Source organism: Streptomyces javensis, assembly GCF_039525925.1.
Lineage (GTDB): Bacteria > Actinomycetota > Actinomycetes > Streptomycetales > Streptomycetaceae > Streptomyces > Streptomyces asiaticus.
The window spans coordinates 26,546-44,163 of sequence record NZ_BAAAIF010000043.1; the positions used below are offsets into that span (position 1 = coordinate 26,546).

A 17,618-nucleotide genomic window follows, 5' to 3' on the forward strand; every position below is an offset into this window, starting at 1 on the left:
GACGCTCTTCGCGACCACCGGCCCCACACCCATTGCCGCCTCAGGAGGACTGCCTCCGTACCAGCTGCGTCGGCAGCACCATCTGCGGCCGCTTGGCCGTGCGGTCCGAGCGCCCCGCGATCTCCTCCAGCAGCACCCGCACCATCGCCCGGCCCATCTCCTCCGTGGCCTGCCGGACGCTCGTGAGGGGAGGGTCCATATGGCGGGCGACGGCCGAGTCCTCGAAGCCGACCAGCGCCACGTCGTCCGGGACGCGGCGCCCGTTCTCGCGCAGCACCTGCCGGGCGCCCGCGGCCATCACGTCCGAGGCGGCGAAGACCCCGTCCAGGTCCGGGCGATGGCTCAGCAGCTGCCGCATCGCCCGGCGGCCGCCCTCCTCGGTGAAGTCCGCGGACGCCACCAGCTCCGCCGCCACCTCCCGGCCCGCCGCCCGGACCGCGGCGTGGTAGCCCGCCAGGCGGCACTGCGCGACATACATGTCCAGCGGGCCGGTGATGGTGGCGACCGTCTCGCGGCCGCGGCCGATGAGGTGCTCCACGGCGGACTGGGCGCCGCCGGTGTTGTCCGAGTCGACGTACGGGACCGATTCATGCGCCGAGCGGCGGCCGCTGAGCACCGCGGGCATCTCGATCCGCTCCAGCAGATCCGGCAGCGGATCGTCCGCGTGGACGGAGACCAGCAGCACCCCGTCGACCCGGTGCGCGGAGAGGTAGTCCGCGAGCCGCTGCCGTTCCTTGGGGGTACGGATGAGGGTGAGCAGCAGCTGGAGGTCGGTGTCGGCGAGCTCGGCGCCGACGCCGCGGATGATGTCGGAGAAGTACGGTTCGGCGAAGAGCCGGGTCTCGGGCTCGGGGATGACCAGGGCGACGGCGTCGGCGCGGTTGGCGGCGAGGGCGCGGGCCACCCGGTTCGGCACATAGCCGAGTTCGGCGACGGCCTGTTCCACGGCCGTGCGGGTGCGATCGCTGACCCGGGGCGAACCGTTGATCACCCGGGACACGGTGCCGCGGCCGACTCCGGCGCGGGCCGCCACCTCCTCGAGGGTCGGCCGTCCCCGCCCCGCGCCATGCCGCCGCGTTCCTGCCATATCGCGCCTCCAGCCGTCCATGCCCAGCAGCTCCAACCCCCCAAATGGGCGGCTGCGGGGACATTCAACAGCAGTGTGGTTTCGGGAAGTTGTTTCGCGCACTCCCTTGACACCCCAGCGGGGAGCCGCAACCCTTCAACACATCACAGCTGGGAGCGCTCCCACCGTACCTGAGCCATACACAACCCGCACGATGCCCACCCGACTCGATGCATCTCAAAAAGCCATGTATCGCCACTTTTGACCGGAAGCCGTTGGGCGGGGCGCTAGGAGGACGGAATGCGCAGGAACACTGGTAGTCACCGCAGCAGAGCCGTGGTCCTCGCGGCCGTCGCCGCTTTAGGAGCCGGGGTGCTCAGCGGGTGCGCCGATGACAGCGACGACGGGTCCGCCGGCTCGTCCGGCGGCGGCGACAGCAAGGGCAAGACGGTCGTGACCGTCGGCACGTACGGCGTCATGGGTTTCAAACAGGCCGGCCTCTACGACGAGTACACAAAGCTGCACCCGGATATCAAGATCGAAGAGAATGTGATCGATCCGGCCTCGAACTACTATCCGCAGTTGCTCACCCATCTCGGCTCGGGCAGCGGGCTCGCCGACATCCAGGCGGTCGAGGTGGGCAACATCAATGAGGTCACCACCACCCAGGCCGACAAGTTCGTTGATCTTTCGAAGGCGGACGGCGTTAAAAAAGAGAACTTCCTCGACTGGAAGTGGGCGCAGGCCACCGCCAAGGACGGCAAGACGATCGGCCTCGGTACGGACGTGGGCCCCATGGCGATCTGCTACCGCAAGGACCTCTTCCAGCAGGCCGGGCTCCCGGCCGACCGTGACGCGGTCTCCGAGCTCTGGGCGGGCGACTGGCAGAAGTACCTCGACGCCGGTAAGGACTACGCGAAGAAGGCGCCGGGCGGAGCGGCGTTCCTGGACTCGGCCGGCGGGCTGTTCAACGCGGCGGTCTCCGGCGGCTCCGAGGTCTACTACGACAAGAGCGGGAAGCCGATCTACAAGGACAGCCCGGCCGTCAAGAAGGCGTGGAAGCTGGCGACCGACGCGTCCTCGTCCAAACTCTCCGCGGGGCTCCAGGAGTTCACCAAGCCCTGGCAGCAGGCGCTCGCCAACGGCAAGTTCGCCACCGTCTCCTGCCCGGCCTGGATGCTCGGCCAGATCAAGGAGTACGCCGGGGACAAGTACAAGGGCAAGTGGGACGTCGCGGCCGCTCCCCGGCCCGCCAACTGGGGCGGCTCCTTCCTCTCCGTGCCGCAGGCGGCGAAGAACAAGGACGAGGCGGTCAAGCTCGCCACCTGGCTGACCGCGCCCGAGCAGCAGGCCAAGCTCTTCGAGAAGCAGGCGAGCTTCCCCAGCGCCCAGGCCGCGTACAGCCTTCCCCAGGTGGCCGACGCCAAGCTCCCCTACTTCGACAACGCGCCCATCGGCAAGATCTTCTCCCAGGCCGCGAAGGACAGTCCGACGCAGGTCCTGGGCCCGAAGGACGCCATCATCAAGCAGAACTTCACCGATGTCGGCCTGCTCCAGGTCGAGCAGCAGGGCAAGTCCGCCGACGAGGGCTGGAAGGCCGCGATCAAGACGAACGACAACGCGCTGGATCAGTGACCGGACATGACCGCACCTTCCGGTTTCACCCCTGATACGGCCGCGCCCCCCGCAGGGCAGGGGGGCGCGGCCCCGCGCGCCGCGACCGCGCCGGCGCCCGACCCGGCCGAGCAGCGGCGCCGCGACCGGAGCAGCCGCCGCTACCGCTGGGATGTGCGATGGAGCCCGTACGCCTTCGTCGCCCCGTTCTTCGTCTTCTTCGCCGCCTTCGGGCTCTTCCCGCTGCTCTACACCGGGTGGGCCTCGCTGCACCAGGTGGAGCTCACCAACCCCACCCATATGGAGTGGGCGGGCTGGCACAACTACTCCCGGCTGTGGGAAGACGAGTTCTTCTGGAAGGCGCTGCGGAACACCTTCACCATCGGGGTGATCTCCACCGTTCCCCAGCTGCTGATGGCCCTCGGGCTCGCGCATCTGCTCAACTACCGGCTGCGCGCCTCGATGTTCTTCCGGGTGGCGATCCTCACCCCGTACGCCACCTCCGTCGCCGCCGCCACGCTGGTGTTCGCACTGCTCTTCGGGCATGACTACGGCATGGTCAACTGGTCGCTCGGGCTGGTCGGACTGGACGGCATCGACTGGCAGAACGGCACCTGGACCTCGCAGATCGCGGTCTCCACGATCGTCATCTGGCGGTGGACCGGTTACAACGCGCTGATCTACCTGGCCGCCATGCAGGCCGTGCCGAACGATCTGTACGAGTCGGCGGCGCTGGACGGGGCCTCGCGCTGGAAGCAGTTCCTGCACGTCACGGTCCCGTCGCTGCGGCCCACCATCCTCTTCACGGTCGTCGTCTCCACCATCGGGGCCACCCAGCTCTTCGGTGAGCCGCTGCTGTTCAACACCGCGGGGACGGCCACCGGCGGCGCCGATCACCAGTACCAGACGCTCGGCCTGTACATGTACGAGCAGGGCTGGGTGAACCTGCACCTCGGCCGGGCCTCCGCCATCGCCTGGACGATGTTCCTGATCCTGCTGCTGATCGCCGCGGCCAACGCGCTGTTCGCGCGGCGGCTGCGAAAGAGCCAGTGAGGGAGACGAGGAGAACCATGAGCGCCACTGTCTCTTCCCGGCAGCCACTCGATCCGGCAGCTCCCGCGCGCGCCACTCCGCGGGGTGAGAAGGGCCGCGGCCGAGCGGGCAGGCAGCTGCACGGGGGCAAGATCACCTACGCCGTGCTGATCCTGTTCACCGTCGGCTCGCTCTTCCCGCTGGTGTGGACCGCCATCGCCGCCTCCCGCACCAACACCCGGCTGGCCCAGACACCCCCTCCCCTGTGGTTCGGCGGCAATCTCTTCAACAACCTGGACAAGGCGTGGAACGGCGCCAACATGGGCACCGCGCTGCTCAACACGACGGTGGTGGCGGGCACGGTCGCGGCGTCGACCGTGCTGTTCTCGACCATCGCGGGCTTCGCCTTCGCCAAGCTGCGCTTCCGCTTCAAGAACATCCTGCTGATGCTCACCATCGGGACGATGATGGTGCCGCCCCAGCTCAGTGTGGTGCCGCTGTACATGATGGTGGCCAAGCTGGAGTGGACCGACCAGCTCCAGGCGGTCATCGTGCCGACGCTCGTCAGCGCCTTCGGGGTCTTCTTCATGCGGCAGTACCTCTCCCAGGCGCTGCCGACCGAGCTGATCGAGGCGGCGCGGATGGACGGCGCGAGCAGCCTGCGGATCATCTGGCATGTCGTCTTCCCGGCGGCGCGTCCGGCGATGGCGGTGCTGGGGATGCTCACCTTCGTCCAATCGTGGAACGACTTCTTCTGGCCGTTCATCGCGCTCACCCAGAACGGCAACCCGACCATGCAGGTGGCACTGACCGGTCTGAGCCGGGGATACACCCCGGATCAATCGCTGATCATGGCGGGGGCGCTGCTGGGCACCCTGCCGCTGCTGATCGCCTTCGTCCTCTTCGGCAAGCAGATCGTGGGGGGCATCATGCAGGGCGCGGTCAAGGGCTGAGCCGCCCGCGACCACCACTCCGCCCTCCCTCCCCGTTTCCCTCCCTGCTTCCCCTCCCTGCTTCCCCTCCCCACGACCTCGAATGGGAGCGCTTCCATGACTCTTACCTTCCCGCCCGGATTCCTGTGGGGCGCGGCCTCGGCCGCCTATCAGGTCGAGGGCGCCGCCCAGGAGGACGGCCGCACCCCCTCCATCTGGGACACCTTCAGCCACACCCCCGGCAAGGTGCTCGCCGGTGACACCGGTGATGTGGCGGTGGACCACTACCACCGCTTCCGTGAGGACGTCCGGCTGATGGCGGAGCTGAACCTGGGGGCGTACCGCTTCTCGGTGTCCTGGTCACGGGTGCAGCCGACCGGCCGGGGGCCGGCCGTGCAGCGCGGGCTCGACTTCTACCGCTCGCTGGTGGACGAGCTGCTGGGTGCGGGCATCCAGCCGGTGGTCACCCTCTACCACTGGGACCTGCCCCAGGAGCTCGAGAACGCCGGCGGGTGGCCGGAGCGCGAGACCGCCGAGCGGTTCGCCGAGTACGCGGGCATCGTGGCGGGGGCGCTGGGCGACCGCGTCGAGTTCTGGACCACTCTCAACGAGCCGTGGTGCAGCGCCTTCCTGGGCTATGGCTCGGGGGTGCACGCCCCGGGCCGCACCGAGCGGCTGGCCCCGCTGCGCGCCGCCCACCATCTGAACCTCGCCCATGGCCTCGGCGCCCAGGCGCTGCGCGCCGCGCTCCCCGCCCGCGCCCAGATCGCCATCAGCCTCAACCCGGCCGTGGTCCGGCCGCTCAGCGACAAGCCCGAGGACCTGGACGCGGCGCGGCGTATCGACGCGCTGGCCAATCGCGTCTTCACCGGGCCGCTGCTGCGCGGTGCCTACCCCAGCGACCTGATCAAGGACACCGCCTCGATCACCGACTGGTCGTTCGTCCGCGATGGCGATCTGGCCGTCATCAAGCACCCCCTGGACGCGCTGGGCATCAATTACTACACACCGTCATTGGTATCAGCCGCCACCGACAACGACGGCTCGCCCGCCCGCCACGACGGCCACGGCGCCAGCGCCCACTCCCCCTGGCCGGGCTCGGAGCGGGTGGCCTTCCACCAGACCCCGGGCGAGCGCACCGAGATGGGCTGGACCATCGACCCGACCGGGCTGCACGACCTGCTGATGCGCTACAGCCGTGAGGCGCCGGGCGTACCGCTGTACATCACCGAGAACGGCGCCGCGTTCGACGACAAGCCGGACGCGGAGGGCACGGTCCACGACCCGCGGCGGATCGACTACCTCCAGGCCCATCTGGCCGTGGCCCACCAGGCCATCGCGGACGGCGCCGATCTGCGCGGCTACTTCCTCTGGTCGCTGATGGACAACTTCGAATGGGCGTACGGCTACAGCAAGCGCTTCGGCGCGGTCTACGTCGACTATCCGACGCAGGCCCGGGTACCGAAGTCCAGCGCCCGCTGGTACGCCCGGGTGGCCCGCACCGGAGAGCTTCCGGCGGCCTGACCGGGGCCCGGGTTCACGGCGCCGCCCGCTGGGGGGCGGGCGGCGCCGTGGCCGGCGGCGGAGGCCGGCACCCGGGCGCAAGCCGGCCGGGGCGTTCTTCCTTCAATGGGGTTACGCCCTGATCCACCCGGCGGAAGGGCGCCGTCGTCCGTGGGGAATGCCTGGTAAACCCATTGAGACATGAGAGCATTTCCGGAGCGCCGGCAGAGGTTCCGCGATGAGCCATCCGGTCGGCGCGCGCCCGCCGGAAAAGGCGAGGCCCTCGCCGACTGGTTCGACGGCCGGGTGGGCCTGTTCAAGATGGCCAAGGCCAATCTGCGCAAGGTCTTCCCCGACCACTGGTCCTTTCTTATCGGCGAGATCGCCCTCTATACGTTCGTCATCATCATTCTGACCGGGGTCTATCTGACCCTGTTCTTCAAACCGGCGATGAATGAGGTGGTCTACGCCGGCCGGTGGACGCCGCTGAGCGGCATCCGCATGTCGCAGGCGTATGAGTCCACGCTGAACATCAGCTTCGATGTGCGCGGCGGACTGCTGATGCGGCAGGTGCACCACTGGGCGGCCATCGTCTTCATCGCCAGCATGCTCGTCCATATGATGCGGACGTTCTTCAACGGCGTCTTCCGCAAACCTCGCGAGATCAACTGGCTCTCCGGCGCCGGTCTGCTGATTCTCGGGATGTTCGACGGCTTCATGGGCTATTCGCTGCCCGACGATCTGCTGTCCGGCACCGGTCTGCGCTTCATGGAGGGCGCGATCCTGTCGATCCCGATCGTCGGCACCTATCTGTCGTTCTTCTTCTTCGGCGGCCAATTCCCGGGGGATTCGATCGTGCCGCGGCTGTTCACCGTGCATGTGCTGCTGATTCCGGGCATCATGCTCGGGCTGCTGGCGCTCCATATGATCCTGCTCGTCTATCACAAGCACACCCATCACCCGGGGCCCGGCGCGAAGAACATGAATATCGTGGGGCCGCCCCTGTGGCCGGTCTATGTGGCCAAGTCCGGCGGATTCTTCTTCCTGGTCTTCGGCGTCACCACCCTGATGTCGGCCATCGCCCAGATCAATCCGGTGTGGGCCTACGGCCCCTACCGGCCCGACCAGGTCTCCACCGACGCCCAGCCCGACTGGTACATGGGCTATTCCGAAGGGCTGATCCGGCTGATGCCGGGCTGGGAGATCAATCTCTGGGGCCACACCCTGGTGCTCGGGGTGCTGATCCCGTTCCTGGTCTTCCCCACGGTGCTGCTGGTCATCTGGCTCTATCCGTTCCTGGAGGCGTGGATCACCGGGGACCGGCGCGAACACCATCTCAACGAGCGCCCACGCAACGCCCCGACCCGCACCGCCTTCGGCGCCGCCTGGATCGCGCTCTACGCGGTGCTGCTGGCGGGCGGCGGCAATGACCTCATCGCCACCCACTTCCATCTGTCGATCAACGCGATCACCTGGGCCTGCCGGATCGGCTTCTTCGTGGTGCCGGTCGTGGTCTTCGTGATCACCAAGCGGATCTGTCTGGGCCTCCAGCACAGGGACCGGCAGAAGCTGCTGCACGGGCGCGAGACCGGCACCATCCAGCGGCTGCCGCACGGCGAGTACGTCGAGGTGCACGAGCCGCTCTCGCCCGGGGAGAAGTACACGCTGACCGCGTATGAGCAGTATCTGCCGCTGGAGCTGCCGCCATCGGTCGACGAGGCCGGGGTCGCCCGGAAGCTCTCCCTCAAGGAGCGGCTGCGGGTCTCGCTGTCCCAGAGCTTCTTCGGCCGCGACGGCCAGGTCGCCAAGGTCACGAAGGAGCAGGTGGCCGAGCACGAGGGGCACGAGGAGCACGAGCCGGAGGAGCGGGCGGAGGAAGCGCGGCGGCCCTAAGGGGGCCCGCCGGAAACGCGGAAGCGGCGGGGCGCGGTGGGTGGGGGATTCCTTCCGCGCCCCGCCGTGTGGGGGGTTCCGTGGGGGGTGGCGATGTGGGGCTTGTCAGGCGTCAGCCGTTGTTGGCGCTGAAGGCCTTGGTGAACGCGAACTCTTCCTGGTCGATCGAGCTACAGGTCGGCGACGCGGTGTCCTGCGGGCTGGGGCACTGCTTGTCGCGGGTCGCGGACCACATCGACAGCCAGGCCAGGCCCTTGGACTTGGCGAACTCCACCAGCTGGGAGGCGTCGTCGACCTTGAATATCTCGTTCTTGACGTCATTGACGCCGATCATCGGGGTGACCGCCACGGTCTTCCACGCCTCGTCGTCGCTCAGCCCGAGCGCGTCCTTGATCTGGCCCTGGGTCGCGGTGGCGGCGTCGATCGCGTACTGGCCCATGTCGTCGTCGAAGGACGCGCCGTAGTCCATCGCCATGATGTTGACGGCGGAGACCTTCACGCCGTTCTTCTTGGCGTCGGCGACGAGGTCGACACCGTCCTGGGTGAGGCCGGTCGGCAGCACCGGCAGGGTGAAGGAGACATCCAGGTCCGAGTGCTGCTGCTGGAGCTTGGCTATCGCCTGGGCGCGACGGGTGTTGGCCTCCTTGTTCGGGAGCGCGCTGCCCTCGATGTCGAAGTCGACCTTGGTGAGCTTGAGGGCGTCCACGACCTTGCCGTAGGCCGCGGCGAGCTCGTCCGCCGAGGTGCAGGCCAGGCCCAGCTCGGAGCCGGAGGCGCCGCCGAAGGAGACCCGGACGTCGCCGCCCTTCGCGCGCAGCGCTTCGGTCTGCTTGGCCACCTCGTTGTCACCGACCTCGGTGACGCCGCCCCACTTGGGGGTACAGCCGCCACCGGAGGTGATGAAGGCGAGGTTGAACTCCTTGACGCCGGTCTTGTCGGCGGTGCCCACCATGTCGTAGGCGGGGTAGAGCGAGGTGTCGATGTACGGGGCGAAGCCGCCCGCCGCCGCGGCGGGCTTCTCGGAGGCGGAGGTCTTCTCGGAGACGGTTCCCGCGTTCGCCGCCCCGCTGAGCGCGAACGCCGTGCCGCCGGCCACGACGGCGGCGGCGGTCGCGCCGATCACCTTGGTGGTCCGGCTCGCCTTGCGACGGTGCGTGCTGCTCATCAGGTGCCTGCCTTCGCTGTACGGGTGTGGGGGGTTGGTGGTGCGGGCGACACGCTAGCGAGGGGAAGTCGGACAAACGGCAGGATCCGTGCACGGGCCACGGATCTTATGGCTGTCTTAAGGAACCCATCGGCGGCGATTAATGCTCCGCGGGCTCCTTGGCCCGACCGCGGCCCCGGGCCCTCTTCTTGCGGCCGCGCCGCCGCTGCCCCGGGTCGGCGGAGCCGGCGCCGTTCAGCGAGAGCCACACCCGTATCTCGGTGCCGCCCAGCACGGACCGTCCGATCCGCAGATCTCCGCCCGTGGACTCCGCGACCCGGCGCACGATGTCCAGGCCGAGGCCGGTCGAACCGGGGCCGCCGTCGCCGTGGCCCCGGCGGAGCGCCGCGTCCGGGTCGGCGATGCCCGGGCCCGCGTCCGAGACCAGGATGATCACGCTGTCCTCGCCGTTGTGGACGTCGACCGCGAGCGCCGTGCCCTCGGGTGTGTGCCGGAAGACATTGCCGAGCAGCGCGTCCAGCGCGGCGCCGAGTTCGGGGCGGGCGACCGGCACCCGCACGGTGCGGTCGACCCCGGCCAGCCGCACCGTACGGTCCTCGTCCTCGGCGAGCGCGGACCAGAACTCCATCCGGTCCCGGATCACCTCGGAGGCGTCACAGCCGGAGGGGGTGTGGGTCTTCTGCTGCCGCGCGGTGCGGATGATCTGGTCGACCTCGCCCTCCAGCTGGGCGACGGCGGCGCGGGTCTGGTCGGCCGCCGGTCCCTCGCCCAGCGAGGCGGCGTTGAGGCGCAGCACGGTGAGCGGGGTGCGGAGCCGGTGGGAGAGGTCGGCGGCCAGCTCGCGCTCGCCGGCCAGGAGCTGGACCACCTGGTCGGCCATGGAGTTGAACGCGGCGGCGGCCGCCCGCAGTTCGGCCGGGCCGTCCTCCGGGACGCGCACCCCGAGCTCGCCCCGGCCCAGGTCGTGCGCCGCCTCGGCGAGCCGCCCGGCGGGGCGCACCAGCCGGGTGCCGAGCCGGTCGGCGATGGCCACCGCGCCGACGATCAGCGCCAGGCCGACGCCCGCGAGCACCAGCCAGGACGTGGTGACCCCGCTGGTGACCACGCCACGCGGGACATACACCTCCACGACCGCGACCTGACCGCTGCTCAGCGCGGTCGGCTGGAGCAGTGCGTAGCCCCCGGGGGCGCCGGACACCGAGGCGCGGCCGAGCCGCCGCGCGGTGGCGAGATCGCCCTTGGGCGCACGGCTCTTGCCCAGGTCGTAGCCGCTTCCCCGGTCCCCCGGCTCATCGGGGACGTGCACCGCCATCCGGCCGTCCCCGCCCGCCTGGGTGCTGGCTACCGCGCGCTGGAGCCGCGCCCGCTCGGTGGTGATGGCGAGCGCCGGGCCGATGGTGGCGGCCTGCCGCTCGGCGTCGGCGAACGCCCGGTCCCGGGCCAGCTCCTTGACGACGAGTCCGAGCGGTACGGCGAAGGCGACCACGACCATCGCCGTGACCGCCAGACAGACCTTGACCAGGGCCCATCTCACGTGGGCTCCGCCGGGGGCTCCAATTTGACGCCGACCCCGCGCAGCGTGTGGAGATAGCGCGGCCGGGCGGCGGTCTCGCCCAGCTTGCGGCGCAGCCAGGACAGATGGACGTCTATCGTCTGGTCGTCCCCGTACGCCTGCCGCCAGACCTCGGCGAGGAGCTCCCGGCGCGGCACCACGACACCGGGCCGCCCGGCGAGATAGGCCAGCAGGTCGAACTCGCGCCGGGTCAGATCGAGCGCCGTCCCGTCCAACTCGGCCTGGCGGCGCAGCGGGTCGACGGCCAGCCCGCCGACCCGGAGCACCGCCGGGGGCGCCGCCACGCCACCCGGCTCGCCCGGCCCGCCGCCGCGAGCGCGGCGCAGCACGGCGGTCATCCGGGCGGAGAGATGGGCCACCGAGAACGGTTTGACCAGGTAGTCGTCGGCGCCGTCGTTGAGCAGCCGGACGATCTCGCCCTCGTCGTCGCGGGCGGTGGCCACGATGACCGGGACATCGGTGATGCCCCGCAGCATCTTGAGCGCCTCCGCCCCGTCCAGATCGGGCAGGCCGAGGTCCAGGATGACGACGTCGAATCCGATCTGCGCCACCTCGCGCAACGCCTCCAGGGCGGTGCCGACGCTGCGCACGGTATGGGACGCCTCGGTCAACTGCCGTATGAGGGCTGAGCGCACGAACTGGTCGTCCTCGACCACAAGCACACTTGCCATGAGCGGCACCGTACGCCATTCGGGTGAGGCAAGATGAGGAAGATGCAAAGAGGTCTGGTCCAATGTCTGGCCTGGGTGCTGGCGACCGGCGCCGCGGTCACGCTGTCGTGGTACGGCGTGCGGACGGTGCTGACCGGTACGGCCTACGACCCGCCGCGCGCGCTGCCGATCACGGACGGCTCCGGGTCGGCGAACGGGGCCTGGTCCTCCTCCACGCATCGGCCCAAACCGCCGTCTCCCTCGGCCACTTCACCGTCCTCGCCGTCCTCGCCCTCGTCTCCCGGGACGGACGCGGGGTCCGGCGGGGACAAACGCAAGGAGTCCGGTTCGGCCGGGCCCACCCGGAAGCCGACGCGGGCGCCGTCCCGGCAGGAGTCGGCACGGCCGGAGGAGAGCGGGGAGGTGCGCAGCTATCCGGCCAAGGGCGGCCGGGCGGTGTTCGACATCCGGGCGGCGTCGGCGGATCTGGTCTCGGCCACCCCGGACGGCGGATGGCAGATGCAGGTGTGGAAGCAGAGCGAGTGGATCCGGGTGGACTTCGTCTCCGGGGCCGACACCACCACGATCTTCTGCACCTGGCACGACGGGCCGCCCAAGGTTCGCATCGACGAGCATTAGTGCGCGTTGGGGGGCTCTTGGCGCCTGCGGCGGGCTTGTTCCCCGACCCGCCCCTTCCCGAAACCGGGGCTCCGCCCCAGACCCCCGGGCCCCGTACCGCCGCACAGTCCGACCCCGCCACGCGGTGGGACTCCGCCCCAGATTGCGCGGTCCAACCCCGCCGCGCGGGCTCCGCCCCAGACCCCAAGGTCCCGTACCGCCGCACAGTCCGACCCCGCCACGCGGTGGCGCTCCGCCCCGGAATGCGGGGTACAGGGGCGGAGCCCATGGTTGTGGGAAGGGGCGGGGAGGGGAAAGAGCCGCCGGGACGGTCAGGCGAAGACCGCGGGCGGCGGGGCCGGGGAGGGGGCGGCGGTCGCGTCGGTGACCGGGGCCGCGCCACCGGTGAAGTCGGCGAGCGCGCGACCGTGTTCGACCCGGGCGGGGTGCGGATCGCCCGCGGCGCGGCGGGTGAGCTCGGCCAGCGGCAGCTCGCGGTCGGCGGCCAGCAGCACGGCGTTGCCAAAGCGGCGGCCGCGCAGCAGGGCGGGGTCGGCGGTCAGACACACCTCGGCGAAGGCGGCGCGGGCGGTGGCGATCTGGGCCTTCAGATGGGCCAGCGGCGGGCCGTCGGCGAGATTCGCGGCGTAGCACCCGTCCGGTCGCAGGGCGCGGCGCACCTCGGCGAGGAACTCCGCGCTGGTGAGATGGGCGGGCGTACGGGCCCCGCTGAAGACATCCGCGACGATCAGATCCGCCCAGCCGTCGGGCACCTTGGCGAGCCCGGCCCGGGCGTCGGCGCCGCGCACCCGTATCCGGTCGCCGGGGTCCAGCGGCAGCTCACGCCGGACGAACTGGACGAGCGGGGCGTCGATCTCGATGATCTGCTGGGTGGAGCGGGGGCGGGTGGCCGCTATATAGCGGGCGAGGGTGAAGGCGCCGCCGCCCAGATGGACCGCGTGCAGCGGACGGCCGGGAGGGGCGGCGAGATCGGCGACATGGCCGAATCTGCGCTGGTACTCGAAGTCGAGATGGGCCGGGTCGTCGAGGTCCACATGCGACTGCGGCTTGCCGTCGAGCAGCAGCGTCCAGCCGCGCGGCCGGTCCCGGTCCGGCACGAGCTCGGCGAGCCCCCCGTCGACGGATGCGGTGACCGGCTCGGGGCTGCGTCCCCGCGCCGCTCCGCGCCCGCGCGCGGCTCGCTTGTTCGTGCCTTTCGCCATGTGTCCCAGTATGGGGCCGACCACTGACAGCCCCGTGGGCTCACTGGCAGCGGTCGACGGCCTCGATCATGCGGGCCGCCTCACCGAGCGCCGCCCGGAGCTCGGCGGGGTCGGTGGCGACCGTGTACGCCGCGTGGGGCGGCACCAGCCAGTCGGTGCCGATGCCCGGCGGGGCCTCGTTCCCGGACGCGCCGGATGCGATGTCTCCGGGGTCGCTGTCTCCGGAGTCACTGTCTCCGGATGTGCTGTCTCCGGATGCGCTGTTTACGGATTCAGGGCCTCCGGATCCGTTGTTGCCGTATGGGAGGTCTCCGGGTGCGGAGTCTCCGGTTCGGGTGTCTCCGGCCCCGGCGGGGACGCCGGGGCCGGAGCCGATATTTATCCGGATCCCGCGCCCGGATGTCTGGGTGCACGCCGAGCCCGGCAGGTCCCAGCCGTCCGCCGTACCGGGCGGGACCAGGAAACCGAGGGTGTCGCAGGCGTTGTCATGCAGGACCGGACCGAGGCCGTCGCACGCACGGCGCAAAATGTCCACCGCCTCCAGCCCCTGGCGGGCGGGCACGGTGACGAGATCGCAGTCCTGGCGCTGGGGGTGCTGGGCAGTCGTCCGTGAGCGGCTGGTATCCACTCCGGCCTCCCTCTCCATCGGGTAGCACCTGGTTCAACGCGCGGCGGTGTCAACGGCTACGGCCGAATGCCGCCGTAAAGGATGGCAGTTCATGGCAGATCGTGGGCGAGACGTCACATTTGCCGGAAATCTCCGAGTGTCGTGGATATCACAGCCGGTACGGTTCTCCCCCGCCCACCTGGCATCACCAAGGGAGAGGCTCAGATGACGCCGCTTCCAGAGCCCCCGCCGACCCGGCCGAACACCGCGTTCCGCCGACTGCGCGGACAGCTCTCGCCCTCCGAGTTCGCGGCGTCCGTACGCCGCGCCGCCCGTGAGATCGGCGAGCAGGTCTCCTGCGACGCCCGCTACATCGGCCGTGTCGAGTCGGGGGCGATCCGCTGCCCCAACTACGCGTACGAGCGGGTCTTCCGCCATATGTTCCCCGGCCGCACCCTTACGGATCTCGGCTTCGCCTCCCGTGAGTCGGTGCGCGGCCACCAGGCGCGCGGCCCGGCGGGCCCTCCCGTCCCCGTCCCCGTCCCCTTCCCCGGCCCGCGCCCCGGGCCCCGCGACCCCCAGGGCAAGGGGTCCGTCGACATCTTCGAGGAGAGCGAACTGCTGCGCCGCTCGTTCATGGCCGGTGGGGCGGCGGCCGCCGCCGTGGCCGCCGCACCCCGGGCCGGGACGCCGCCCCGGCGGGCCGGGCGGCGAGAGGGCGAGGCCGACGCCGCCGCCGTGGTGGAGGCCGTACGGCGGATCCGGGTGCTGGACGACCGGCACGGCGCGGATCCCCTCTACGCACACACCGCCAAACCGCTGAGCGCCGCCTACGCGCTGCTCGACGCGGGCGGCTACAGCCGCTCGATCGCCGAGCGGCTCTTCACGGGCGCGGGCGAACTGGCCATCTCGGTGGGCTGGCTGGCCCATGACTCCGGGCGGCTGTCCGACGCGCGGTCCCACTACGCCGAGGCCCTGGCCACCGCGCGGGTCTCCGGCGACGCCGCCCTGGAGGCGCACGCGTTCTGCAACACCGCCTTCCTCGCCCGCGACGCCGGGCACCCCCGCGAGGCCGTAAGGGCGGCACAGGCGGCCCAGCGGGTCGCCGAGCGGCTCGCCTCGCCACGGCTGCTGTCGCTGCTCGCGCTGCGCGAGGCCGGGGGGCTCGCCTGGCTGACCGACCGGGGCGGCTGTGAGCGGGCGCTGCTGCGCGCCCGGACGCTGTTCGGGCGCGGGCCCTGCGACGCCGACCCCGAGTGGATGAGCTTCTTCGGGGAGGCCGAACTGGAGGGTCTTGAGGCGCAGTGCTGGTCGGCGCTCGGCGACTGGAAGCGCGCCGTGGAGCACGCGCGGCGCGCGGTGGCCCTCCAGAACCCCCACTTCACCCGCAACATCGCGCTGTTCACCACGGAGCTGGCGAGCGATCTGGTGGCGGGCGGCGCACCGGACGCGGCCGCCGCCTCGGCCGCCCGGGCGCTCGGCCTGCTGGATCAGGTGAAGTCGTCACGGATCCGCCGGATGCTCGACGACACGGCCCGGATACTTCGTCCTTACGGTCGCGATGCGGGGGTCGCGGACTTCCTCGCCCGCTATGAGACGACCGCCGCACGCCACGAGCCGACCGCGCGGCCCGAGGGCGCCGCCCGTCCCGAGCCAGCCGGGCTCACGAGCCCGGTCTGACTCCGGTCCGGGCCCTCGGTCGGGATGGCCGGTTCAATGGTCGTCGGCCGAGATGGCCGGCTCGGCCGAGATGGTCGGTTCGGTCGAGATGGCCGGCTCGGTCGAGATGGCCGGTTCGGCCGAGGTGGCCGGTTAGTCGAGATGGCCGGTGTCGTTCCAGCGCTCGATGGCGGGCTCGCCGTACGCCCAGCCGAGCACCGACAGGGACGTGGGATCGAGCCGGATACGGGCGGCGAAGGAGACGTCATGGCCGAGCCAACGGGCGCCCAGTGTCCGCAGGATGTGGCCGTGCGCGAAGACCAGCACATCGCGGTCGGCCGAGCGCGCCCACTCCACGACCTCGTCGGCCCGCGCCCCGACCGAGGCGATCGACTCGCCCTCGGGCACCCCGTCGCGCCAGATGAGCCAGCCCGGCCGGACGGCCTTGATCTCGTCGGGGGTCATGCCCTCGTACGCGCCGTAGTCCCACTCCAGGAGCGCGTCCCACTCCCGCGCCCGGTCGCCGAAGCCCGCCAGCGCGCAGGTTTCCTTCGCCCGCGCCAGCGGGCTGGTGCGCACCTCGACGTCCGGGAGGCCCGCCCAGGGGCCGTGGCGCAGCCGCTCGCCGAGCAGTTCGGCGCCGCGCCGCCCCTCGTCCAGCAGCGGGATGTCCGTACGGCCGGTGTGCTTCCCGGTCAGCGACCACCGCGTCTGTCCGTGCCGGGCCAGGAGGATGCGTGGGGCCATGGGGCAGTGCCTTCTTTCACCGGTTCCGCACCGCCGCGCCGCCGTGCGCCATTACACGTCGCTGCCTGCGGTTTCGTGCACATCACGGGACCGGCACATGGCCGATCACCATCCCTCCATCATCGCGCACGTGATCGACAGGCAACCTCCGGGTCACTCCTGGCGTCTTCCAGGCTGCGCGCGAGTCCGCCAGGGGGTCCCGACAGTGGGCGCGCTCGCGGACGGGGGCGGTGCGTAGGTCGCTTCGCCTACACCGTACGGTTGATCGCGCGCCTTTTTCTGGCCGCCTGAACTTTGGAGAGCGTCCGAATGCCCCACACCGTGCCCCGTGCCGGAGCAGCACAGGGCAGTCGGCCCCGTTGGTGGACCGAACTGCCGCTCATAGCGGTGGTCTACGCCGCGTACTCGGCCGGTCGGCTCCTGGCCCGCGGCGATGTGTCCACCGCCGTCGATCACGGTCTGGCGATCCTCCATTTCGAACAGCGTCTGAACATCGACTTCGAGTCGCCGCTGAACGACCTCTTCACGGCCAACGCGGTCATAGGCATACCGGCGGACTTCGCCTACGCCTCGCTGCACTACGTCCTCACCCCGGCCATCCTGATGTGGCTGTGGAAGCGCCGTAAGGCGTCGGACTACCGCTTTCTGCGCACCTGGCTGCTGGTCTCCACGGTCATCGGGCTCATCGGCTTCACCCTGCTGCCGACGTGCCCGCCGCGGCTCCTGGACGCGAGCCACGGCTTCGTGGACACCATGGCGCAGTACGGCTCGTACGGCTGGTGGGGCGGCGACGCCAGCGCACCGCGCGGGCTCGGCGGACTGACCAACCAGTACGCGGCGATGCCCAGCCTCCATGTGGGGTGGGCGCTGTGGTGCGGTGTCGCCCTGTGGCGGCACGGGCGCTCGCTGTGGACCAAGGTCCTCGCGGTCGGCTATCCGCTGGCGATCACGCTCGTGGTGATGGGCACCGCCAACCACTACTTCCTGGACGCGGCCGCCGGCGTCGCCACCATGGGACTCGGGGCGCTGCTCGCGGGCCCGGCGCTGCGGCTCACGGAGGCCCTGCGCACCCGGCTGCGCCCGGCCCAGGAGGCCCCCGTCGCCTCCCGAAACGCGGGTGTGCCCGCGAATGTCGGTGACAAGTGCGAGACTTCGGCGCGTGAACGGGAACGGATCCCCCGACAGCAGGGCAGGGGCGCGGACAGGCAACACACCGACGGTGCCGCGGACGACGGCGGCCGGGGAGCCGGTGCCGGTACCGGCAGCCGGGGCGGCGCGACCTCCACGGCAGGCGACGGGGCTCCGGCAGCGGCTCGCTGAGCTGCGCGGCCCGGCC

At 71.0% G+C, this 17,618-nt stretch carries 15 protein-coding genes; 8 read left to right on the top strand and 7 right to left on the bottom strand.

Annotated features, from left to right (window positions below):
• Positions 1-40: 40 nt before the first annotated feature.
• Positions 41-1,087 carry a LacI family DNA-binding transcriptional regulator gene (locus ABD329_RS30855; protein WP_198276990.1) on the bottom strand — a complete coding sequence of 349 codons (1,047 nt, stop codon included), beginning with the start codon at positions 1,085-1,087 and terminating at the stop codon, positions 41-43.
• 279 nt (positions 1,088-1,366) lie between these two features.
• Between ABD329_RS30855 and ABD329_RS30860 the strand changes: the two genes are divergently transcribed.
• The 5 genes from ABD329_RS30860 (at position 1,367) to qcrB (ending at position 8,040) form a co-directional block, all read left to right on the top strand.
• On the top strand, positions 1,367-2,701 hold the full coding sequence (locus tag ABD329_RS30860; protein WP_198276991.1) for an ABC transporter substrate-binding protein: 1,335 nt from the start codon (positions 1,367-1,369) through the stop codon (positions 2,699-2,701).
• 6 nt (positions 2,702-2,707) lie between these two features.
• Entirely contained in the window at positions 2,708-3,733 is a 1,026-nt protein-coding gene (locus tag ABD329_RS30865) for a carbohydrate ABC transporter permease (RefSeq protein ID WP_344317213.1), read from the top strand.
• Between the two features lie 17 nt (positions 3,734-3,750).
• Positions 3,751-4,665 carry a carbohydrate ABC transporter permease gene (locus ABD329_RS30870; RefSeq protein WP_198276993.1) on the top strand — a complete coding sequence of 305 codons (915 nt, stop codon included), beginning with the start codon at positions 3,751-3,753 and terminating at the stop codon, positions 4,663-4,665.
• Between the two features lie 96 nt (positions 4,666-4,761).
• On the top strand, positions 4,762-6,168 hold the full coding sequence (locus ABD329_RS30875; RefSeq protein WP_198281898.1) for a GH1 family beta-glucosidase: 1,407 nt from the start codon (positions 4,762-4,764) through the stop codon (positions 6,166-6,168).
• Between the two features lie 180 nt (positions 6,169-6,348).
• Positions 6,349-8,040 carry a cytochrome bc1 complex cytochrome b subunit gene (gene qcrB, locus ABD329_RS30880; RefSeq protein ID WP_198281899.1) on the top strand — a complete coding sequence of 564 codons (1,692 nt, stop codon included), beginning with the start codon at positions 6,349-6,351 and terminating at the stop codon, positions 8,038-8,040.
• A 112-nt stretch (positions 8,041-8,152) separates the two neighbouring features.
• Here the strand turns inward: qcrB and ABD329_RS30885 are convergent, their stop codons facing one another.
• The 3 genes from ABD329_RS30885 to ABD329_RS30895 all read right to left on the bottom strand — a co-directional run bounded on the left by ABD329_RS30885 (position 8,153) and on the right by ABD329_RS30895 (position 11,449).
• Positions 8,153-9,205, bottom strand: a complete 1,053-nt coding sequence (locus tag ABD329_RS30885) for a chitinase (protein WP_198281708.1) — start codon at positions 9,203-9,205, stop codon at positions 8,153-8,155.
• Positions 9,206-9,344: 139 nt separating this feature from the next.
• Positions 9,345-10,739: a sensor histidine kinase gene (locus ABD329_RS30890; protein WP_198281709.1), complete on the bottom strand. Its 1,395-nt coding sequence runs from the start codon at positions 10,737-10,739 to the stop codon at positions 9,345-9,347.
• On the bottom strand, positions 10,736-11,449 hold the full coding sequence (locus ABD329_RS30895; protein WP_198281710.1) for a response regulator transcription factor: 714 nt from the start codon (positions 11,447-11,449) through the stop codon (positions 10,736-10,738). The genes ABD329_RS30890 and ABD329_RS30895 overlap by 4 nt, the downstream gene beginning before the upstream one ends.
• A 42-nt stretch (positions 11,450-11,491) precedes the next feature.
• Here ABD329_RS30895 and ABD329_RS30900 point away from each other — a divergent pair, with 42 nt between their 5' ends.
• Positions 11,492-12,067: a hypothetical protein gene (locus ABD329_RS30900; RefSeq protein WP_198281711.1), complete on the top strand. Its 576-nt coding sequence runs from the start codon at positions 11,492-11,494 to the stop codon at positions 12,065-12,067.
• A 311-nt stretch (positions 12,068-12,378) separates the two neighbouring features.
• Here ABD329_RS30900 and ABD329_RS30905 read toward each other — a convergent pair whose 3' ends face one another.
• Together ABD329_RS30905 and ABD329_RS48340 are read right to left on the bottom strand one after the other, a co-directional pair.
• Positions 12,379-13,269, bottom strand: a complete 891-nt coding sequence (locus ABD329_RS30905; protein WP_344317215.1) for a spermidine synthase — start codon at positions 13,267-13,269, stop codon at positions 12,379-12,381.
• Between the two features lie 40 nt (positions 13,270-13,309).
• Positions 13,310-13,915, bottom strand: a complete 606-nt coding sequence (locus tag ABD329_RS48340) for a hypothetical protein (RefSeq protein ID WP_198280216.1) — start codon at positions 13,913-13,915, stop codon at positions 13,310-13,312.
• 186 nt (positions 13,916-14,101) lie between these two features.
• On the opposite strand from ABD329_RS48340, the gene ABD329_RS30915 reads away from it, so the two are divergent.
• The gene (locus ABD329_RS30915; protein WP_344317216.1) at positions 14,102-15,556 is read left to right on the top strand and encodes an NsdA family TPR-like regulatory protein; all 1,455 of its coding nucleotides are present in this window, start codon (positions 14,102-14,104) and stop codon (positions 15,554-15,556) included.
• 132 nt (positions 15,557-15,688) lie between these two features.
• On the opposite strand, the gene ABD329_RS30920 is transcribed toward ABD329_RS30915, so the two are convergent.
• Positions 15,689-16,282, bottom strand: a complete 594-nt coding sequence (locus ABD329_RS30920; protein WP_198277656.1) for a histidine phosphatase family protein — start codon at positions 16,280-16,282, stop codon at positions 15,689-15,691.
• 309 nt (positions 16,283-16,591) lie between these two features.
• Between ABD329_RS30920 and ABD329_RS30925 the strand changes: the two genes are divergently transcribed.
• Positions 16,592-17,602 (top strand): phosphatase PAP2 family protein, encoded by a 1,011-nt coding sequence (locus tag ABD329_RS30925; RefSeq protein ID WP_198277657.1) that lies wholly within the window; start codon positions 16,592-16,594, stop codon positions 17,600-17,602.
• The last annotated feature ends 16 nt before the right edge of the window (positions 17,603-17,618 follow it).

Coding starts and splice junctions, on each gene's coding strand:
- ABD329_RS30855 (WP_198276990.1), bottom strand. CDS start 1,087: ATGGCAGGAACGCGGCGGCATGGCGCGGGGCGGGGACGGCCGACCCTC.
- ABD329_RS30860 (WP_198276991.1), top strand. CDS start 1,367: ATGCGCAGGAACACTGGTAGTCACCGCAGCAGAGCCGTGGTCCTCGCG.
- ABD329_RS30865 (WP_344317213.1), top strand. CDS start 2,708: ATGACCGCACCTTCCGGTTTCACCCCTGATACGGCCGCGCCCCCCGCA.
- ABD329_RS30870 (WP_198276993.1), top strand. CDS start 3,751: ATGAGCGCCACTGTCTCTTCCCGGCAGCCACTCGATCCGGCAGCTCCC.
- ABD329_RS30875 (WP_198281898.1), top strand. CDS start 4,762: ATGACTCTTACCTTCCCGCCCGGATTCCTGTGGGGCGCGGCCTCGGCC.
- qcrB (WP_198281899.1), top strand. CDS start 6,349: ATGAGAGCATTTCCGGAGCGCCGGCAGAGGTTCCGCGATGAGCCATCC.
- ABD329_RS30885 (WP_198281708.1), bottom strand. CDS start 9,205: ATGAGCAGCACGCACCGTCGCAAGGCGAGCCGGACCACCAAGGTGATC.
- ABD329_RS30895 (WP_198281710.1), bottom strand. CDS start 11,449: ATGGCAAGTGTGCTTGTGGTCGAGGACGACCAGTTCGTGCGCTCAGCC.
- ABD329_RS30900 (WP_198281711.1), top strand. CDS start 11,492: ATGCAAAGAGGTCTGGTCCAATGTCTGGCCTGGGTGCTGGCGACCGGC.
- ABD329_RS30905 (WP_344317215.1), bottom strand. CDS start 13,269: ATGGCGAAAGGCACGAACAAGCGAGCCGCGCGCGGGCGCGGAGCGGCG.
- ABD329_RS48340 (WP_198280216.1), bottom strand. CDS start 13,915: ATGGAGAGGGAGGCCGGAGTGGATACCAGCCGCTCACGGACGACTGCC.
- ABD329_RS30915 (WP_344317216.1), top strand. CDS start 14,102: ATGACGCCGCTTCCAGAGCCCCCGCCGACCCGGCCGAACACCGCGTTC.
- ABD329_RS30920 (WP_198277656.1), bottom strand. CDS start 16,282: ATGGCCCCACGCATCCTCCTGGCCCGGCACGGACAGACGCGGTGGTCG.
- ABD329_RS30925 (WP_198277657.1), top strand. CDS start 16,592: ATGCCCCACACCGTGCCCCGTGCCGGAGCAGCACAGGGCAGTCGGCCC.